General features: G+C 72.6%; 15 protein-coding genes. 9 read left to right on the forward strand and 6 right to left on the reverse strand.

What is annotated here, in order from left to right:
• Positions 1 to 469 precede the first annotated feature (469 nt).
• The 9 genes from DNK56_RS30725 to DNK56_RS30765 all read left to right on the forward strand — a co-directional run bounded on the left by DNK56_RS30725 (position 470) and on the right by DNK56_RS30765 (position 9,013).
• Entirely contained in the window at positions 470 to 1,645 is a 1,176-nt protein-coding gene (locus tag DNK56_RS30725; RefSeq protein WP_111339033.1) for a cytochrome P450 family protein, read from the forward strand.
• A 122-nt stretch (positions 1,646 to 1,767) separates the two neighbouring features.
• Positions 1,768 to 2,781: a sugar ABC transporter substrate-binding protein gene (locus tag DNK56_RS30730; protein WP_446750388.1), complete on the forward strand. Its 1,014-nt coding sequence runs from the start codon at positions 1,768 to 1,770 to the stop codon at positions 2,779 to 2,781.
• Positions 2,778 to 3,824: an ABC transporter permease gene (locus DNK56_RS30735; RefSeq protein WP_111339035.1), complete on the forward strand. Its 1,047-nt coding sequence runs from the start codon at positions 2,778 to 2,780 to the stop codon at positions 3,822 to 3,824. Before DNK56_RS30730 ends, DNK56_RS30735 begins: the two co-directional genes overlap by 4 nt.
• Entirely contained in the window at positions 3,821 to 4,630 is an 810-nt protein-coding gene (locus DNK56_RS30740) for an ATP-binding cassette domain-containing protein (RefSeq protein ID WP_446750387.1), read from the forward strand. The genes DNK56_RS30735 and DNK56_RS30740 overlap by 4 nt, the downstream gene beginning before the upstream one ends.
• Before the next feature lie 121 nt (positions 4,631 to 4,751).
• Positions 4,752 to 5,915 (forward strand): ROK family glucokinase, encoded by a 1,164-nt coding sequence (locus DNK56_RS30745; protein ID WP_111339037.1) that lies wholly within the window; start codon positions 4,752 to 4,754, stop codon positions 5,913 to 5,915.
• A 63-nt stretch (positions 5,916 to 5,978) separates the two neighbouring features.
• Positions 5,979 to 6,875, forward strand: a complete 897-nt coding sequence (locus DNK56_RS30750; protein WP_111330452.1) for an IS982 family transposase — start codon at positions 5,979 to 5,981, stop codon at positions 6,873 to 6,875.
• A 37-nt stretch (positions 6,876 to 6,912) separates the two neighbouring features.
• Complete coding sequence (locus DNK56_RS30755; protein WP_111339038.1) at positions 6,913 to 7,509, forward strand: hypothetical protein; 597 nt, start codon at positions 6,913 to 6,915, stop codon at positions 7,507 to 7,509.
• A gap of 183 nt (positions 7,510 to 7,692) precedes the next feature.
• Positions 7,693 to 8,358, forward strand: a complete 666-nt coding sequence (locus tag DNK56_RS30760; RefSeq protein WP_111339039.1) for a hypothetical protein — start codon at positions 7,693 to 7,695, stop codon at positions 8,356 to 8,358.
• A 49-nt stretch (positions 8,359 to 8,407) separates the two neighbouring features.
• Positions 8,408 to 9,013, forward strand: coding sequence for a class F sortase (locus DNK56_RS30765; RefSeq protein WP_111339040.1), 606 nt, complete (start codon positions 8,408 to 8,410; stop codon positions 9,011 to 9,013).
• Between the two features lie 37 nt (positions 9,014 to 9,050).
• On the opposite strand, the gene DNK56_RS30770 is transcribed toward DNK56_RS30765, so the two are convergent.
• The 6 genes from DNK56_RS30770 to DNK56_RS30795 form a co-directional block, all read right to left on the reverse strand.
• Positions 9,051 to 9,815, reverse strand: a complete 765-nt coding sequence (locus DNK56_RS30770) for a 4'-phosphopantetheinyl transferase family protein (RefSeq protein ID WP_111339041.1) — start codon at positions 9,813 to 9,815, stop codon at positions 9,051 to 9,053.
• 7 nt (positions 9,816 to 9,822) lie between these two features.
• On the reverse strand, positions 9,823 to 11,112 hold the full coding sequence (locus DNK56_RS30775; protein ID WP_111339042.1) for an MFS transporter: 1,290 nt from the start codon (positions 11,110 to 11,112) through the stop codon (positions 9,823 to 9,825).
• A 75-nt stretch (positions 11,113 to 11,187) separates the two neighbouring features.
• Entirely contained in the window at positions 11,188 to 11,571 is a 384-nt protein-coding gene (locus tag DNK56_RS30780; protein ID WP_241990138.1) for a hypothetical protein, read from the reverse strand.
• The gene (locus DNK56_RS30785; protein ID WP_111339043.1) at positions 11,568 to 12,845 is read right to left on the reverse strand and encodes a glutamate synthase-related protein; all 1,278 of its coding nucleotides are present in this window, start codon (positions 12,843 to 12,845) and stop codon (positions 11,568 to 11,570) included. Before DNK56_RS30785 ends, DNK56_RS30780 begins: the two co-directional genes overlap by 4 nt.
• Positions 12,842 to 15,226: an amino acid--tRNA ligase-related protein gene (locus DNK56_RS36615; RefSeq protein ID WP_111339044.1), complete on the reverse strand. Its 2,385-nt coding sequence runs from the start codon at positions 15,224 to 15,226 to the stop codon at positions 12,842 to 12,844. Before DNK56_RS36615 ends, DNK56_RS30785 begins: the two co-directional genes overlap by 4 nt.
• Positions 15,223 to 15,633 (reverse strand): cobalamin B12-binding domain-containing protein, encoded by a 411-nt coding sequence (locus DNK56_RS30795; RefSeq protein WP_111339045.1) that lies wholly within the window; start codon positions 15,631 to 15,633, stop codon positions 15,223 to 15,225. Before DNK56_RS30795 ends, DNK56_RS36615 begins: the two co-directional genes overlap by 4 nt.
• Positions 15,634 to 15,716 lie beyond the last annotated feature (83 nt).

The raw sequence follows: 15,716 nt of genomic DNA on the forward strand, positions 1-15,716 counted from the left end.
GAACCCGGTGCGGTGGACCCCCTTCGACAGGGCGGCACTTGAATCGCTGGGTCTGAGAGACGAGGAGGTACACCTTCTGTCGTCTCACGGACTGCCGAACGACTCGAACCGCATGCGAAGACGGAGTCAACAGATACTGGCTGTCCGTGCGGTCTGGGGCTGCACTGGTGGTGCGGTGATACTGGGTTGAGGCGAGCCCGGGGCCCTCCGTCGGGCTGATCAACTCATCACGCACGTCCTTCCAGGAGATCCTGCGGATCTGGGAGGCTTTCGTCTTCTCCGGAGTGCACGAAGAAGCCGATGACTACGAGGCTCTGGTGGATCGCCCTCCTGGTCCACGACGCAGGTCTGCTCGACGACGAGAACCGATCGAGTCCCGGCTGAACCCCTCGTCCCCGGCAGACCGCGCGGCATACGCTGGACGGGCCGGTCAGGCGGGCCGGGACGATGCGACCGGGAGGGGCGGCCCATGTCCGAAGTCGACTTGGATCTGCGGGGGTTGACGGAGTTCACCGCGAACCCGTATCCGTACTACGAGCGCCTGCGCGCGACCGGTCCCGTACACACCATCCGCACCGACGACTTCGACCGCGTCTGGCTGGTCGTCGGCTACGAGGAGGGCCGCGCCGCCCTCGCCGACCCGCGCTTCGGCAAGGACTGGCGGGCGCTGCCCGGCGACATGGGCGGCGACCCGATCAACGCCAACATGCTGGAGATGGACGCCCCCGACCACACCCGGCTGCGCAAGCTCGTCGCCCGCGCCTTCACCGCGCGCCGCATCGAGTCGCTGCGCCCCAGGGTCCAGGAGATCACCGACGAACTGCTCGACGTGATGCTCCCGGAAGGCCGCGCCGACCTGGTGGACGCGTTCGCCTTCCCGCTCCCGATGACCGTCATCTGCGAACTGATCGGCGTGCCCGACCTGGACCGGTCCGCCTTCCGCAAGCTCTCCAACGGAGTCGTCGCCCCGGCCGACCCGGCCGAGGAGGGCGAGGCGGTCCGCGCCATGGGCGGCTACCTCGCCGAGCTGATCCGGGACAAGCGCCGCTCGCCCGGCGACGACCTGCTCAGCGCCCTGATCGCCGCCCGCGACGAGGACGACGACGCCCTCTCGCCCGACGAGCTGGTCGGCATGGCCTTCCTGCTGCTCGTCGCCGGACACGAGACGACGGTCAACCTGATCTCCAACGGGGTCCGCGCCCTCCTCGACCACCCCGACCAGCTCGCCGCGCTCCGCGCCGACCCGGCACTGCTCGACGGCGCGGTCGAGGAGATGCTGCGCTACGACGGACCGGTGGAGACGGCCACCTTCCGGTTCGCCCGGGAACGGGTCGCGATCGGCTCCCGGACCATCGAGACCGGCGACGCTGTCCTCATCTCCCTCGCGAGCTCCGACCGCGACCCGGCCCGCTACCCGGAACCCGACCGCTTCGACATCCGCCGCGACACCCGCGGCCACCTCGCCTTCGGACACGGCATCCACTTCTGCATGGGCGCGCCGCTGGCCCGGATGGAGGGCCGCATCGCCATCCGTACCCTGCTGGACCGCTGCCCCGGTCTGGCCGCCGACCCGGACGCCGCTCCCTTCGACTGGCTGCCCGGCACACTCATCCGCGGGGCGCGCCGGCTGCCCGTACGCTGGTGAGCGGCGCGCGCCCCTGCGCGTGACGGCGGCTCGGGCTCGGGGATACTTGCCCAGCCGGACCGGGACCACGGGCCCCGGTACCACCGGCAGCACAGCGAGCAGCACAAGAAGGGCACGGCGTCGTGGCAAGGGTTCGGACAGGGGTACGTGCGATGGGCGCCGTGCTTGCGGCGGTGCTGGGGGTGTCCCTCATGGGATGCAGCAGCACCGGCGGCAAGCGGGCGGAGGAGCGTGCGGCCAAGGCCGCGGCCGAAGGCCGGGCCGCGGTGAACACGCCCCGCTGGACCTTCGCCATGGTCACCCACTCGGGCGACGGCGACACCTTCTGGGACATCGTCCAGAAGGGCGCCGAGACGGCGGCCGAGAAGGACAACATCAACTTCCTGTACACGCACGACGCCGAGGGCCAGCAGCAGGCCCAGCTCGTCCAGGCGGCCATCGACAAGAAGGTCGACGGGCTGATCGTCACCCTCGCCAAGCCCGGCGCCATGAAGGACGTCGTCGCCAAGGCCGTCCGCGCCGGCATCCCCGTGATCACCGTCAACTCCGGCTCCGCCGAGTCCAAGGAGTTCGGCGCGCTCACCCACATCGGCCAGGACGAGACCATCGCCGGTGAGGCCGTCGGCGAGGAACTGAACCGGCGGGGCCGAAAGAAGGCCCTGTGCATCCTGCACGAACAGGGCAACGTGGGGCACGAGCAGCGCTGCGCCGGAGCCGGGAAGACCTTCGACGGGAAGATGCAGAACCTGTACGTGGAGGGCACCAACATGCCCGACGTCCAGGCGTCCATCGAGGCCAAGCTCCAGTCCGACCAGGACATCGACGCGGTCGTCACCCTCGGCGCCCCCTTCGCGGACGCCGCCGTCAAGGCCAAGAAGACCGCGGGCAGCAAGGCCGAGATCGACACCTTCGACCTGAACCCCGCCGTCGCCGCCGCCCTCCAGGCCGAGACCCTCGGCTTCGCCGTCGACCAGCAGCCCTACCTCCAGGGCTACGAGGCCGTGGACCTGCTCTGGCTCTACCGCTACAACCGCAACGTCCTCGGCGGCGGCCGCCCGGTCCTCACCGGCCCGCAGATCGTCACCTCGAAGGACGCCGCCCAGCTCGCCGAGTACGCCGACCGGGGCACCCGATGACCGCCGGGGCCGGATCGTCCGCCGTCGTGGACGAACGGCTGCTGCGCACCTCGCCGCTGCGCAAGCTGCTCGGCCGCCCCGAGCTGGGCTCGGTCGTCGGCGCGCTCGCCGTCTTCCTCTTCTTCGCGATCGTCGCCGACAGCTTCCTGCGCGCCACCAGCTTCGGAACCGTGCTGTACGCGGCCTCCACCATCGGGATCATGGCGGCACCGGTCGCCCTGCTGATGATCGGCGGCGAGTTCGACCTGTCCGCCGGCGTGATGGTCACCACGTCCGCGCTGGTCTCCTCGATGTTCAGCTACCAGATGACCGCCAACGTCTGGGTCGGCGTCTTCGTGTCGCTGCTGGTCACGCTCGCCATCGGCGCGTTCAACGGCTTCATGCTGACCCGTACGAAACTGCCCAGCTTCATCATCACGCTGGGCACGTTCCTGATGCTGACCGGCCTGAACCTGGGCTTCACCAAGCTGATCAGCGGCACCGTCTCGACCAAGACCATCGGCAACATGGAGGGCTTCCCCTCCGCGCGCAAGCTCTTCGCCTCCTACTGGACCGTCGGCGGCGTCGAGCTCAAGGTGACCCTGCTGTGGTGGGCGGTCCTGGTCGCCGTCGCCACCTGGATTCTGCTCCGCACCCGCTTCGGCAACTGGATCTTCGCCGTGGGCGGCGGCGCCGACGCGGCCCGCGCGGTCGGCGTCCCCGTCGTCCGTACCAAGATCGGGCTCTACCTCGGCGTCGCCTTCGCCGCCTGGGTCTCCGGCCAGCACCTGCTGTTCAGCTACGACATGGTGCAGTCCGGCGAGGGCGTCGGCAACGAGCTGATCTACATCATCGCCGCCGTCATCGGCGGCTGCCTGATCACCGGCGGCTACGGCTCCGCGATCGGCTCCGCGGTCGGCGCCTTCATCTTCGGCATGACCAGCAAGGGCATCGTGTACGCGGAGTGGAACCCCGACTGGTTCAAGTTCTTCCTGGGAGCGATGCTGCTCCTGGCCACCCTGCTCAACGCATGGGTACGCAAGCGCGCGGAGGCGACGACATGACGGCCCCCAAGGCCCTCGTCGAACTGGACGGCGTGGCCAAGTACTACGGCAACATCAAGGCCCTCGAAGGAGTGTCGCTGGAGGTGTACGCGGGCGAGATCTCCTGCGTGCTCGGCGACAACGGGGCCGGCAAGTCCACCCTCATCAAGATCATCGCCGGGCTGCACCGGCACGACGCCGGACGGTTCCTCGTGGACGGCGAGGAGACCACCCTCGCCAACCCGCGCGACGCCCTGGACCGGGGCATCGCCACCGTCTACCAGGACCTCGCCGTCGTCCCCCTGATGCCGGTCTGGCGCAACTTCTTCCTCGGCTCCGAGCCGACGACGGGCGCCGGCCCCTTCAAGCGGCTCGACGTCGGGCTGATGCGCGAGACGACCCGCTCGGCGCTGCTCCGCATGGGCATCGACCTGCGCGACGTGGACCAGCCCATCGGCACCCTGTCCGGCGGCGAACGCCAGTGCGTCGCCATCGCGCGCGCCGTCCACTTCGGGGCGAAAGTCCTCGTCCTGGACGAGCCGACGGCCGCGCTGGGCGTCAAGCAGTCCGGGGTCGTCCTGAAGTACATCGCGGCCGCCCGCGACGCCGGCCTCGGCGTGGTCCTCATCACGCACAACCCGCACCACGCGTATCTCGTCGGCGACCGGTTCGTCCTGCTCAAGCGCGGCGCGATGGCCGGCAGCCACACCAAGGAGAGCATCGACCTGGACGAACTGACCCGGCAGATGGCGGGCGGCAGCGACCTGGAGGAGCTGAGCCACGAGCTGCGCCGCACGTCCGGACCGGGCCCCGCCGATACGCCGTAGCGGGCCCGCCCGCCGCCCCGGACGACGGCCCCGCCCTCCCGGCAATGGCAGAATCGGGACGGACGGGCGCCGTCCGCCACCGGGACACCCCCTCCCGGTCACACCGATCCATCCGGGGACGATGAGCACGTACCGCGACTTCGCACACCGCGGCTCCGCCCGCGCGACCGTCCTGCGTACCGTGGGAACCCGCGAAAGACGCTCCCACCTCACGGCGCCCCGCGTCCCCACGGTCGGCATCGACATCGGCGGGACCAAGGTGATGGCCGGCGTCGTGGACGCCGACGGCACGATCCTGGAGACCGTGCGCACCGAGACCCCGGACAAGTCCAAGAGCCCCAAGGTCGTCGAGGACACCATCGTCGAACTGGTCCTGGACCTCTCCGACCGGCACGACGTGCACGCCGTGGGCATCGGCGCGGCCGGCTGGGTGGACGCGGACCGCTCCAAGGTGCTGTTCGCCCCGCACCTGGCCTGGCGCGACGAACCCCTGCGCGACTCCCTGGCCTCCAGGCTCGTCGTCCCCGTCATGGTGGACAACGACGCCAACACCGCGGCCTGGGCCGAGTGGCGCTTCGGCGCCGGGCGCGGCGAGGACCACCTCGTGATGATCACGCTGGGCACCGGCATCGGCGGTGCCATCCTGGAGGACGGCCGGGTCAAGCGCGGCAAGTACGGCGTCGCCGGTGAGTTCGGCCATATGCAGGTCGTGCCCGGCGGCCACCGCTGCCCGTGCGGCAACCGCGGCTGCTGGGAGCAGTACAGCTCCGGCAACGCCCTAGTCCGCGAGGCGCGGGAGCTGGCCGCCGCCGACTCGCCGGTGGCCCACCAGATCATCGAGCGGGTCCAGGGCCACGTCCCCGACATCACCGGACCGCTCATCACCGAACTGGCCCGCGAGGGCGACGCGATGTGCGTCGAGCTGCTCCAGGACATCGGCCAGTGGCTCGGCGTCGGGCTGGCCAATCTGGCCGCTGCCCTGGACCCCTCCTGCTTCGTCATCGGCGGCGGTGTCAGCGCGGCCGACGATCTGCTGATCGGGCCGGCCAGGGACGCCTTCAAGCGCCACCTCACCGGGCGCGGCTACCGCCCCGAGGCCACGATCGCCAAGGCCCAGCTGGGCCCGGAGGCCGGTATGGTCGGCGCGGCGGACCTCGCCCGGCTGGTCGCCCGCCGCTTCCGCCGCACCAACCGCCGCCGCGTCGAGCGGTACGAGCGGTACGCGCAGATCTACGACCAGGCGGCGAGCACCCTCCGCAGCAACCGCAGCACCCGCACCTCCTAGACGAGTAGTTCCGAATGTTGATGGTCCGCCCGGAGACATGGCGAGGGCGCCCAAGATCGTTTTGTGACGAACGAAGACTTGGACGCCCTCATCACCGGACTGTACGTGAAGATCGACGACGAGATCGGAGGGGCCCGATGCCTGGGCAGGCCACCGCAGTTGAGTGATTCCGAGCTGGTCTGTCTGGCCGTCGCGCAGTCCCTGCTGGGCTTCGCCTCGGAAGCCCGCTGGCTGCGTTTCGCTCACGGCAACCTGAGTGCGATGTTCCCGTACCTGCCCAAGCGGCCGGGATACAACAAGCGGCTGCGTGCGGCGCTGCCGCTGGTGAAGAAGGCAATACGGATGCTCGCGGTGGACACGGACTTCTGGTTCGACAACCAGTGGATCGTGGACTCCACGCCCGTGCCGTGCGGCATGTCCCGCCCGACGGTGAAGCGGTCGGACATGGCCGGCTGGGCCGGATACGGGTACTGCGCTTCGCACTCCCGCTTCTACTGGGGCCTGCGGCTCTTCCTGGTCTGCACGCCGACCGGCATGCCCATCACCTGGGCCCTGGCCAGCCCGAAGATCGACGAACGCGAGGTCCTGGCCGCGATGCTGGACCGCGAACCAGACCTGACCGCCGACCGGCCCGGTCTGCTCGTCATCGCGGACAAGGGCTTCGCCTCCAAGGAGTTCGAGACCGATCTCGCCTTCCGCGGCGCCCAGTTGCTCCGCCCGTCGTTCAAGCGGGAGAAGCGCCGCAAGGGCGAGTCGCTGCTCAAGTCGGTGCGGCAGCTGATCGAGTCGGTCAACGACACCTTGAAAGGCCAGCTCGACCTGGAGCAGCACGGCGGACGCACCTTCGAGGGCGTCGCCGTCCGTGTCGCCCAGCGCATCCTCGCGATGGCCGCCGCGATCTGGCACAACCACAAGACCGGAGCCCCGGTCCTGCGGTCGCTGACCGCATTCGATCACTGAACACATCGGAACTACTCGTCTAGGGACGCCCACACCGATGACCGCAGCCGAGCACCCCGTCCTGCCGCGCCAGTCCACGCCGCCGGACGAGGGCGGCGGACCGCAGCCCGAGACCCGCCGCCATCTGATCCGCCGCCGTCTGATCACGGCGACGATCATCGTGCTGCTGATCGGCATCCCGGCCGGTTATCTGCTGATCTCAGCGGGCCAGAGCCGCCGCTCCGGCCAGGACAAGGCCGCCGAGGCAGCCGCCCAGGGGCTGCGGCCCGGCTGGCCCTCGCGGATGCTGCGCCGCATCTTCGAGGTGCCGATCCCCGGTTACGCGACCGAGGTGGAGTACTACGAGACGAACAACTGGAAGGTCAGCCGGATGTACGTGCGTTTCCGCACGACGTCCAACGGCCTGGACGCCTTCCTGACCGATCTGGGCTCCGGCCGTGCCGCCCTGGAGCAGGGCAAGGTCACCATCGGCGAGCGCGACACCCGGATCGCCGGCTGGTACTTCGGCGAGGGCGTCTCCTGGGCGGGCACCACCCACACCAACGAGGACCCGCGCCCCACACAGGACATCACGGTGGACATGACGGACCCGAGTTCCCCCGTCGTCTACGTGGTCTCCGCCGCGACACCCTGACCCCGGCCGGGCGCCCTTCGCAGCCGCTCCGCGAGGGAACTCCGGGCCGGAGCGCTATCGGCTGATCAGGGTACTTATCGCACTTTTCCAGAGTGTTACGCCGCGTTTATCCCCAGAGCCATGGCATTTCTTAGGCGATCGATTGATCAGTACGACAATCATCCCGGCTCGAAGGAGTTCAGCATGCGCATGTCCGCTTCCCTCCGTTCCCGCAGTGCCCGCGCGGGCGCTGTCGCGGCCGCCGCTGTCGCCCTCGCCGCGGCCACGGTGGCCGGGGCGTCCTCCGCCTACGCGCTCCCCGGCGACAGCGGCAACATCGACATCCGTCCGGGCGGCTGGGCGGCCCGCGGCGGCGACGGCGACGAGGTCTGCAAGTTCGTCCTCCAGGCCAGCAACTTCGGCGAGCTGCCGGCCGTGACGTGGACCATCACCGCGCAGCCGCCGACCATCCCGCCGGGCGACACCCTGGCCAGCACCCTGCCCCTGGTCAACGGCTCGGCCCGCAGCCAGGAGTACCTGCTCCCCGAGGGCACGTACCAGCTGGTGTGGATCGTTCCGTCCGGCCCGAAGAACAAGGCGTTCAAGGTCGACTGCACCAAGCCGGCCACCAACAACGGCTCGCAGAACAACGAGCGCGGCTCGTCCGCCGAAGGCGCCGAGACCGACTACCGGCAGCCGTCCGGCGGGGTGCCGGCCGGTGGCGGCGGCGTCCCGGACATGGAGAGCGTCAGCTCCGAGAGCGACTCCAACATCGGCACCACCGCCGCCCTCGCGGCCGGGGCCGCCGGAGCCGCCGGGCTGATCATGGTCCGCCGAGCCGCACGCCGCCGTGCCCGCAACGAGGCATAACCCGCGCAGAAGACGCCGACGGGGCCCGAGCCGGGCGTGTCGTCTCACGATGACACTGTGTGTGACCTTCTCGCTGGTGAGCGGCATCGTCTGGGCGAGTTCCGACTCGCCCGACGATGCGGTCGCCGCCGCCCACGGCAACGACGCCGCGGGCGGCGGCGACCGGCCGGTCTCGCACGCCCCGCTGTCCCCGTCGCGGCCGGTGAAGATCGCGGTGCCCGCCATCTTCATCGAGGCCCCGGTCACCGGCCTCGGGCTCGACAAGAAGGGACGCCTCGGCGCCCCGCCGATGAGCAGGCCCCGCGAGGTGGGCTGGTACCGCGACGGGCCCTCGCCCGGCGAGAAGGGCACCTCCCTGATCGTCGGCCACCGCGACACGGAGACCGGCCCCGCGATCTTCCTCAACCTGAACGCCCTGCACCGGGGCGACAAGGTCAAGGTCACCCGCGCCGACCGGCAGACCGCCGTCTTCACGGTCGACGCGGTCGAGACGTACAAGAAGGACACGTTCCCCGACGACAAGGTGTACGGCACCACCGGCCGCCCCGAGCTCAGGCTGATGACCTGCGGCGGGCGCTTCGACAAGAAGAACGGCTACTCCGCCAACGTCGTCGTCTTCGCCCATCTCACCTCCCTGAAGAAGCAGAAGGTCTGACGCGCCCGCGCCCGCGCCCGCCCGGCCGGGCCGCCGCTCAGTCCGGGCCCGCCCCGACGCCACCGATCCGCCGGACCGCCACCGCCGCCCGGTGGCCGGGCGGGGCGGCGATGTCCGCGAGCAGCCAGCCGGCCGGGGCGGCCGGTACCGGGCCCGCGCCCACGTACTCCGTGGACGGATCGGCGCCCAGGCCGATGCCGAGGCCCTTCAGATACGCCTCCTTCCGCGTCCACACCCGGGCGAACGCGGCCGGCCGGGCCTCGGGCGCCAGCGCGGCCAGCTCCGCCGCCTCCAGCGGATGGACCACATCGGCGGCCTCGGTCAGCGTCTGCGCGCCCGGCACCGGCTCGACGTCCACGCCGACCGGCGCGGCGGCGACCGCGATCAGGCTCAGCCCCTCGCAGTGCGACAGCGAGAAGTGCAGCGGCTCGCCCGGCAGCACGGGCCGCCCGTGCGGCTCCCCGCAGCACGGACAGGGGGCCCGGACCACCGAGACCGTACGGGGCGCGACGCCCAGATGACTGCCGAGGACCCGGCGCAGCCCGACATGGGCGCACAGATACGTGGCGCGGTCGGTGGGGCGGCGGAACTCCTCGGCGCGCGCCAGCTCCGCCGGAGCCAGGACGAGCGGGGCGTAGCGGGCGGCGCTCTCCTCGTGCGCGGCGGTGGCCACCAGCCACAGGCGCGGACCGCCGGGCCCCGGCTCCGCCGGCGGCGGCAGCGCGGCGGGCAGCGGGGGGAGCGCGGTGGGCAGGAGCAGGGAGTCGAGAGCGGGTGACGGACTGGGTTCCAGCAGGGACATGTCTGCCTCACACGGCGGTTGCGGTGGGCTCGGGGGCGGCGGACGCCCCCGTCGCGGCGGGGGCCTTCCGCGTGATGGGCGCGCGCAGGGCGAGCGTCGCGGCGACGGGCGAGAACAGCGCGACACCCGCGCACAGCAGCCAGGTGCCGGTCACGCCCAGCGGGGCGGACAGCGAACTGAAGACGGCCAGGGACAGCGGCGCGGCTCCGATGCTGGAGAGCGAGAACGTCGACATCGCGGCGCCGAGCTTCCCCTCCGGCACGGCCTGCTGGTACGCGGTGACCAGGGCCGGGCCGTTCATCCCCGAGCAGAGGCCGACCGCGCCCGCCGTGACCGCGAGGACGGGCGGCGACGGCATCAGCGCCATGGCGCCCAGGCCCACCGCCAGCCCGGTGCCGGTGACGACGAGCTTCACCGGGACCGGTATGCGGTGCGCGAGCGCGGCCCCGGCCGCCGCCGACACCAGGGCCCCGACACTGAACGCGGACAGTGCCGCCGCGACCGCCCCGATGCCCCAGCCCTCGCCGGAGGCACGCAGCGGCAGCGCGACCTCGGCCGGCCACAGGAACGCGAAGTCCATGCAGAAGCAGGCGATGAACATCCAGCGCAGCCGGGGATGGCCGCCCAGCAGCAGGAGCCCGTCACCGGAGCGCCGGAACAGCGACGGGCCGGGACCGTCGCCGCGTTCGGGCCGGCCCATGCCGCGCGTCACATGGAACGCGCAGACCAGCCAGACGGCGCAGCCGGCCGCCGACACCAGCATGGCCCCGGACAGTCCGCCCGCCACGACCAGCCAGGCTCCCAGCGGTGATCCGGCGATCGGCGCCAGCCGCATCACCATGGCGAACAGCGAGTTGGCGCGGCCCAGATGCTCCTGCGGCGCCAGCCGGGTGAGCAGCACGCCCGACGCCGGTCCGGTCAGGCCGAGGAGCGAGCCCTCGACCACGGCGACCGCGACCAGTGGCCAGAGGCTGTCGGCGCCCGCCGTGATCAGGGCGCCGACGGCCAGGACGGCGAGCCGGGTCGCGGTCGCCCGGAGCACGACCGCGCGCGGGCCGAGGGTGTCGGCGAGCGCGCCGCCGAACAGCAGCATCAGGGCGCGCGGCAGCGTGGAGGCGAGGATCACGCAGGTGACCGCGGATCGGCCGCCCAACTGCACGGCGGTCCAGTTCATGGCGATGATCAGGGCGAAGCTGCCGCACTGCACGGCGGCCTGCCCGGTGACGAAACTGCCGATGCGCCGCCAGTCGGGCGCCGGCCCCGCCTCGGGCGACGGAGCGGTGGAATGCGTAGTCATGGGACTCGACTTCCTGGGGGAGTGGGCTCGAAGTGGTGGGAAGGGCTTCCTGCGGGCGGGGCTCTTGGACACCCCCTAGCGGTGGCGCCCCGCCGGGACGTGTACGGCGGTGGTCTCGCCGCGCAGTGCCGCCGCGACGGCCAGTGCGGCGGCGCGCACCACCGCCCGGCGCAGGGCCCGCCCGGCGCGCTCGCCGCGGACGCGGCCCTGGGTACGCAGTTCCAGGCAGCCGCCGAGATAGCCCCGGCCCGCCTCGGCGAGGGCCCGTTGGGCGCCCAGCCGGGCGGCGTCCGCGAGCGGGCCCCGGCCCTCCGCGCCGGGCGGACCCGCGCCCGGGGACGTGACGGTGACACCGGGCGCCTCCCGGACCAGGAAGCGGGCCCGTACGGCATCGCGCCGCAGCCCGTCCCGGACCGGGGCGCCCGCGGCCGCGCGGCCACGGCGCGGGCGGGCGTTCACGGGGTGGCTCCCACCGCGGCCGGGCCCGCCGGCAGCGGGGCCGCGTCGGGCCACCACAGGTCGTCCGGGGCCAGCGCCGCCACCGCGTACTTGCCCAACGCGCTGATCAGCAGCCGCAGTTCGAGGGCGATGCTGTCGGCGAGGCGGATCAGACCGTGCTCCGGGTCCTCGTCCACCGCGATCAGGGCGGCCCTGCCGAGACCGGCCGCCCCGGCCCCCAGCGCGAGGGCACGCAGCACACGTCCGCCCTCCCACATCCGGCCACTGGCGAGCAGACAGCCCTCGGGCCGGCCCACACGGCGCAGACACTCCGCGAGCGGCAGGCCGACCTGGTCGAGGAAGACGCGGGGCGCCCAGCCGGTGCCGCCCTCCGCGCCGTCCACCGTGACGGCGTCCGCCCCCGCGCCCCACGCGGTGCGCGCGGCGTCCCCGATGTCACGGCCCGGATGGAACTTCACCCACGTACGGGCCCTGGGGAAGTTGTTCCGCATGAACCGCAGTTGCTGGCGCAGGATCTCGTCCGTGAACGTGCCGGGCGTGGCACAGCGCAGCCGCCGGCCGTCGCCCTCGCCGAACACCTCGGTGACCGTGAACCGGGCCGCCAGCTGCTCCGCCTCCTCGCCGGAGACGACGGTCATGCCGCCGAGGCCGGGTTTCGCGCCCTGACCGGTCTTCAACTCGAAGCCCAGGCGCCCCGATTCGAGGAGCGGCCGGGTGGCGGGGTCGCTGTAGAGGAGGTTCCAGACCTCCGAGTCGGCGTCCTCGGTGGACTGCTGGACGACGATGCCGCCGACCCCCTCGGGCGCCGCTTCGAGATACGCGTCGATACGGGCCAGGAGCGCGGAGCGGGCGGTGTCGCCGCCGCGCCGGTAGCCGTGGACGGGGACCATGTTCTCGCCGATGACCATCGGGATGCCGAGGCGGCCGGCCTGCCGGGACGCCTGGACGGCGAGGTCGCCGCTGCCCGCCCGGGTCGAGCCGAAGGCCGACAGGTACAGCGGGAGCGCGGCGGTGAACCCGCCGACCCGGGCCGTCAGGTCCACATCGCCGGACTCGGGCTCGCGGGCCAGGTCGATGAGCTTCTCCAGCCGCTCCGGCATGAAGACCGGCGGCACGATCCTGGCCCGGTCCAGCGCGTCGCCGCCCGCCGCACCACCGGGGCCGAACAGTTCGGCACCGTACGAGCCGGGGTCGGGGAACACTTCGGCGGTGCCGCGCCGGGCGCGGGCGCGGATCTCGCGCTCGGGGAAGCCGGCCGCGCCGAGGGCGCTCACGGGGCCACCACGCCGGGGAGCTTCGGGTAGGCGCTGACCTGCCACAGGGCGTCGAGCCCGGTGAGGAAGCGGACGAGCCGCTGGAGGCCCATGCCGAAGCCGGCGCTGGCCGGGATGCCCTCGCGGGCCTCCTTGAGGTACCAGGCGTACTTGGCCGGGTTCTCGCCGCTCTCCCGCATCCGGGTGACGATGGTCGCGTAGTCGGACTCGCGCTCGCTGCCGGAGACCAGCTCGCCGTAGCCGTGCGGGGCGATGAGGTCGAAGTTGCGCAGCACGCCGGGGCGTTCGGGGTCCTCGCGGTCGTAGAAGCCGCGCGAGCCCTTGGGGTAGTCGTTGATGAAGAACGGCCGGTCGCTCTCCAGCGAGAGGATGCGCTCACCGGTCCAGTCGATCTCGCTGCCGGGGTTCTGCGGATGCCCGGCGGCCTGCAGCCGGGCGACGGCCTCCTGATGGGTGCACACGTCGTACTTGCCGCCGCGCACATCCGCGAAGTCGGCCTCCTGGCGGCCCAGTCCGGTGAGCAGATCGGGCACGGCGCTCCACACGTGCTCGGCGACGCGCGTGAGCAGCCCGGCGGCGACCTCCTGGGCGTCCTCGCGGCTCGCGCCGGCGATCTCGACGTCGATCTGGTGGAACTCGACGAGATGGCGCCCGGTGGTGGCGGTCTCCTCCGGCTCCACCCGGACGTTGGGCGCGATGTAGAACAGCTTCGGAAAGCCGTGCAGCGACGCCTGCTTGTAGAGGATGGCGCTGGTCATCAGCTTGTACGGGCGCCCGTAGTAGTCGACGTCCAGGGCCTTGGCGCCCCGGCCGCCCGGATCGGTGACGGGCCCCACCAGCGGGGGCAGCAGCTCGACGAAGCCGGACTCCCGCAGATGGTCGCGGGCCGCCCGCAGCGCCTCCTGCTGGACGAGCATGGCGGCGCGCAGCTGCGGGGAGCGCAGGTGCTCACCGAGCGGGGGCGGCAGCGCGGGGCCTGCGGGCTGCGGGGCGTGATCCATGACGGGCTCCTGTTCGTGGTGGCGGTGCGGCGGGACGGCGGGGGCGGACGGCCGGTGGACGGGTACGGGGTCGGGCGGTGGTCTGTCGTAGCGGTCGGCCATGTGGTGCAGGGCGGTGAGCAGGCCGTTGGCGGTGAGCGGCGCGGCTCCGGACGGGGCGTCGGGGTGGATCGGCATCGCGCCCGTGTCCGACCAGCGCAGCCGCCCGTCCGCGCCGATGACGCTGCGGGAGCGGCCGGCGTTGTCGGGGTGCAGGCAGAACGGCACGTCCAGCAGCCCGCGTGCGAAGGCGGCGGGCAGCGCGCGGGCCAGCTCGGGGCACACCCCGAGGACGGCCTCCACCAGCGTCCGGGCCTCGATGTAGACCTCCGAGTCGTCCGGGCCGCCCGGCTCCGGCGGACCGGCGAGCGCGGCGGCCGCGGCGGCGGTCTCCAGGGCGCGGACGTTCTCCCCGACGGTCGGGATACGACGGGACTCGGCGGTCGTCTTCACGAGGAGCCGGTCCGCCCCGGCCCGGACCGCCAGCCGCGCGGACGCTTCGAGCAGCCGGGTCGCGCCGCGTTCGGTGCGCGGGTAGACGCCCATGTAGGTGTAGAGGACGACATGGTGGTCCACACCCGGGGGCAGGAACTCGGCGGCCAGCCGGCGCAGCGCCCGTATCGCCTCCTCGTCCTGGCCCGGATCGGTCTGCTGCGCGTAGCTCAGCGAAACGCTGCGCAGGCCGTGCTGGGCGAAGAACAGGCACTCCAGCAGGCTCGTCGCGACGAGTAGACCGGGCGGGCAGAGCTGGCCGAGCAGACAGCCGCCGAAGCTCTCCAGATGCGGGACGGAACCGGGGCGCGCGCTCGCGGCCAGCAGTTCGCACCCCTGCGCCCAGGCGGCGACGGACTCGCGCAGCGGGGTGCGGCCGTAGGGCAGGCAGTAGGACACCGGCCCGCCCTCGGTGGCGTCCAGGCCGGCGGCGACCAGGGCCCGGATGATGGCCTGCGGCCGGGCGGAGCCGTGCCGGACCTGGACGGGGAAGCCGGCGTCGTGGACGCCGTCGAGCAGGGCGCGGGTGACGGCGAGCGGGTGCGCGGCGATCGGGTAGCCGTTGAGCCCGGCCCCCTCCGCGAGCGCGGCCCGGGCTCCGGCGAGGTCACCGACGCGGGTGTAGCTGTCGATGGTGAGGGTGCCCGCGGTGGTCGCGGTGGCGTTTCTGGTCCGCTCCAGTCCGGCGCGCATGGTACGCGGGTCGGCGAAGCCCATACGGGGCTGGACGACCAGCCGTCCGGAGGCGGCGGCGTCCGCGACGAACGCGCCGAAGGGGCGGGGGGCACCGGCGGTGAGAATGCGGGGAGCGCCGACGGCTGCGGGGCGGGGGGTGTCGGCGGGGGTCATGCCACCACCCGGTGCGCGGCGAGGAAGACGCACAGGGCCTCCAGATCGGCGGCCCCGTCGCCCAGGACGGCGTCGCAGCCCGCCGCGCGCAGCCGGTCCGCCTCCGCCTCGCCGGAGCAGTCGGCGGTGCCCAGCTTGCCGCCGACCGCCACCGGCAGCGCGGCCAGCTCCGGTTCGGCGCGCAGCGCGCGCACGGCGGCGAGGGCGTCGCGGTGGCCGTGGCCGTTGACGCTGCTGAGCACGACCGCGTCGGGGGCATGCCGGCGACAGGCGGCCGTGAGCAGCCGGGGACTCACACAGGGGCCCAGCGCGACGACGTCGTGCCCCCGCTCCTCCAGGAACAGCCCGAGATAGACGAGATTCCAGGTGTGGGAGTCCGAAGCGGTTCCGCTCAGGAGTATCTTCATGCCTTCGATGCTATGTATGGAAATGTTTTCCCGGCGGAAGTCGAGCGGCAGTAACCGGCGGCAGTTTCCGGTCCCGGAATTTC

This window comes from Streptomyces sp. AC1-42W (assembly GCF_003248355.1).
GTDB lineage: Bacteria > Actinomycetota > Actinomycetes > Streptomycetales > Streptomycetaceae > Streptomyces.

Coding starts and splice junctions, on each gene's coding strand:
- DNK56_RS30725 (WP_111339033.1), top strand. CDS start 470: ATGTCCGAAGTCGACTTGGATCTGCGGGGGTTGACGGAGTTCACCGCG.
- DNK56_RS30735 (WP_111339035.1), top strand. CDS start 2,778: ATGACCGCCGGGGCCGGATCGTCCGCCGTCGTGGACGAACGGCTGCTG.
- DNK56_RS30740 (WP_446750387.1), top strand. CDS start 3,821: ATGACGGCCCCCAAGGCCCTCGTCGAACTGGACGGCGTGGCCAAGTAC.
- DNK56_RS30745 (WP_111339037.1), top strand. CDS start 4,752: ATGAGCACGTACCGCGACTTCGCACACCGCGGCTCCGCCCGCGCGACC.
- DNK56_RS30755 (WP_111339038.1), top strand. CDS start 6,913: ATGACCGCAGCCGAGCACCCCGTCCTGCCGCGCCAGTCCACGCCGCCG.
- DNK56_RS30760 (WP_111339039.1), top strand. CDS start 7,693: ATGCGCATGTCCGCTTCCCTCCGTTCCCGCAGTGCCCGCGCGGGCGCT.
- DNK56_RS30765 (WP_111339040.1), top strand. CDS start 8,408: ATGACACTGTGTGTGACCTTCTCGCTGGTGAGCGGCATCGTCTGGGCG.
- DNK56_RS30770 (WP_111339041.1), bottom strand. CDS start 9,815: ATGTCCCTGCTGGAACCCAGTCCGTCACCCGCTCTCGACTCCCTGCTC.
- DNK56_RS30775 (WP_111339042.1), bottom strand. CDS start 11,112: ATGACTACGCATTCCACCGCTCCGTCGCCCGAGGCGGGGCCGGCGCCC.
- DNK56_RS36615 (WP_111339044.1), bottom strand. CDS start 15,226: ATGACCCCCGCCGACACCCCCCGCCCCGCAGCCGTCGGCGCTCCCCGC.
- DNK56_RS30795 (WP_111339045.1), bottom strand. CDS start 15,633: ATGAAGATACTCCTGAGCGGAACCGCTTCGGACTCCCACACCTGGAAT.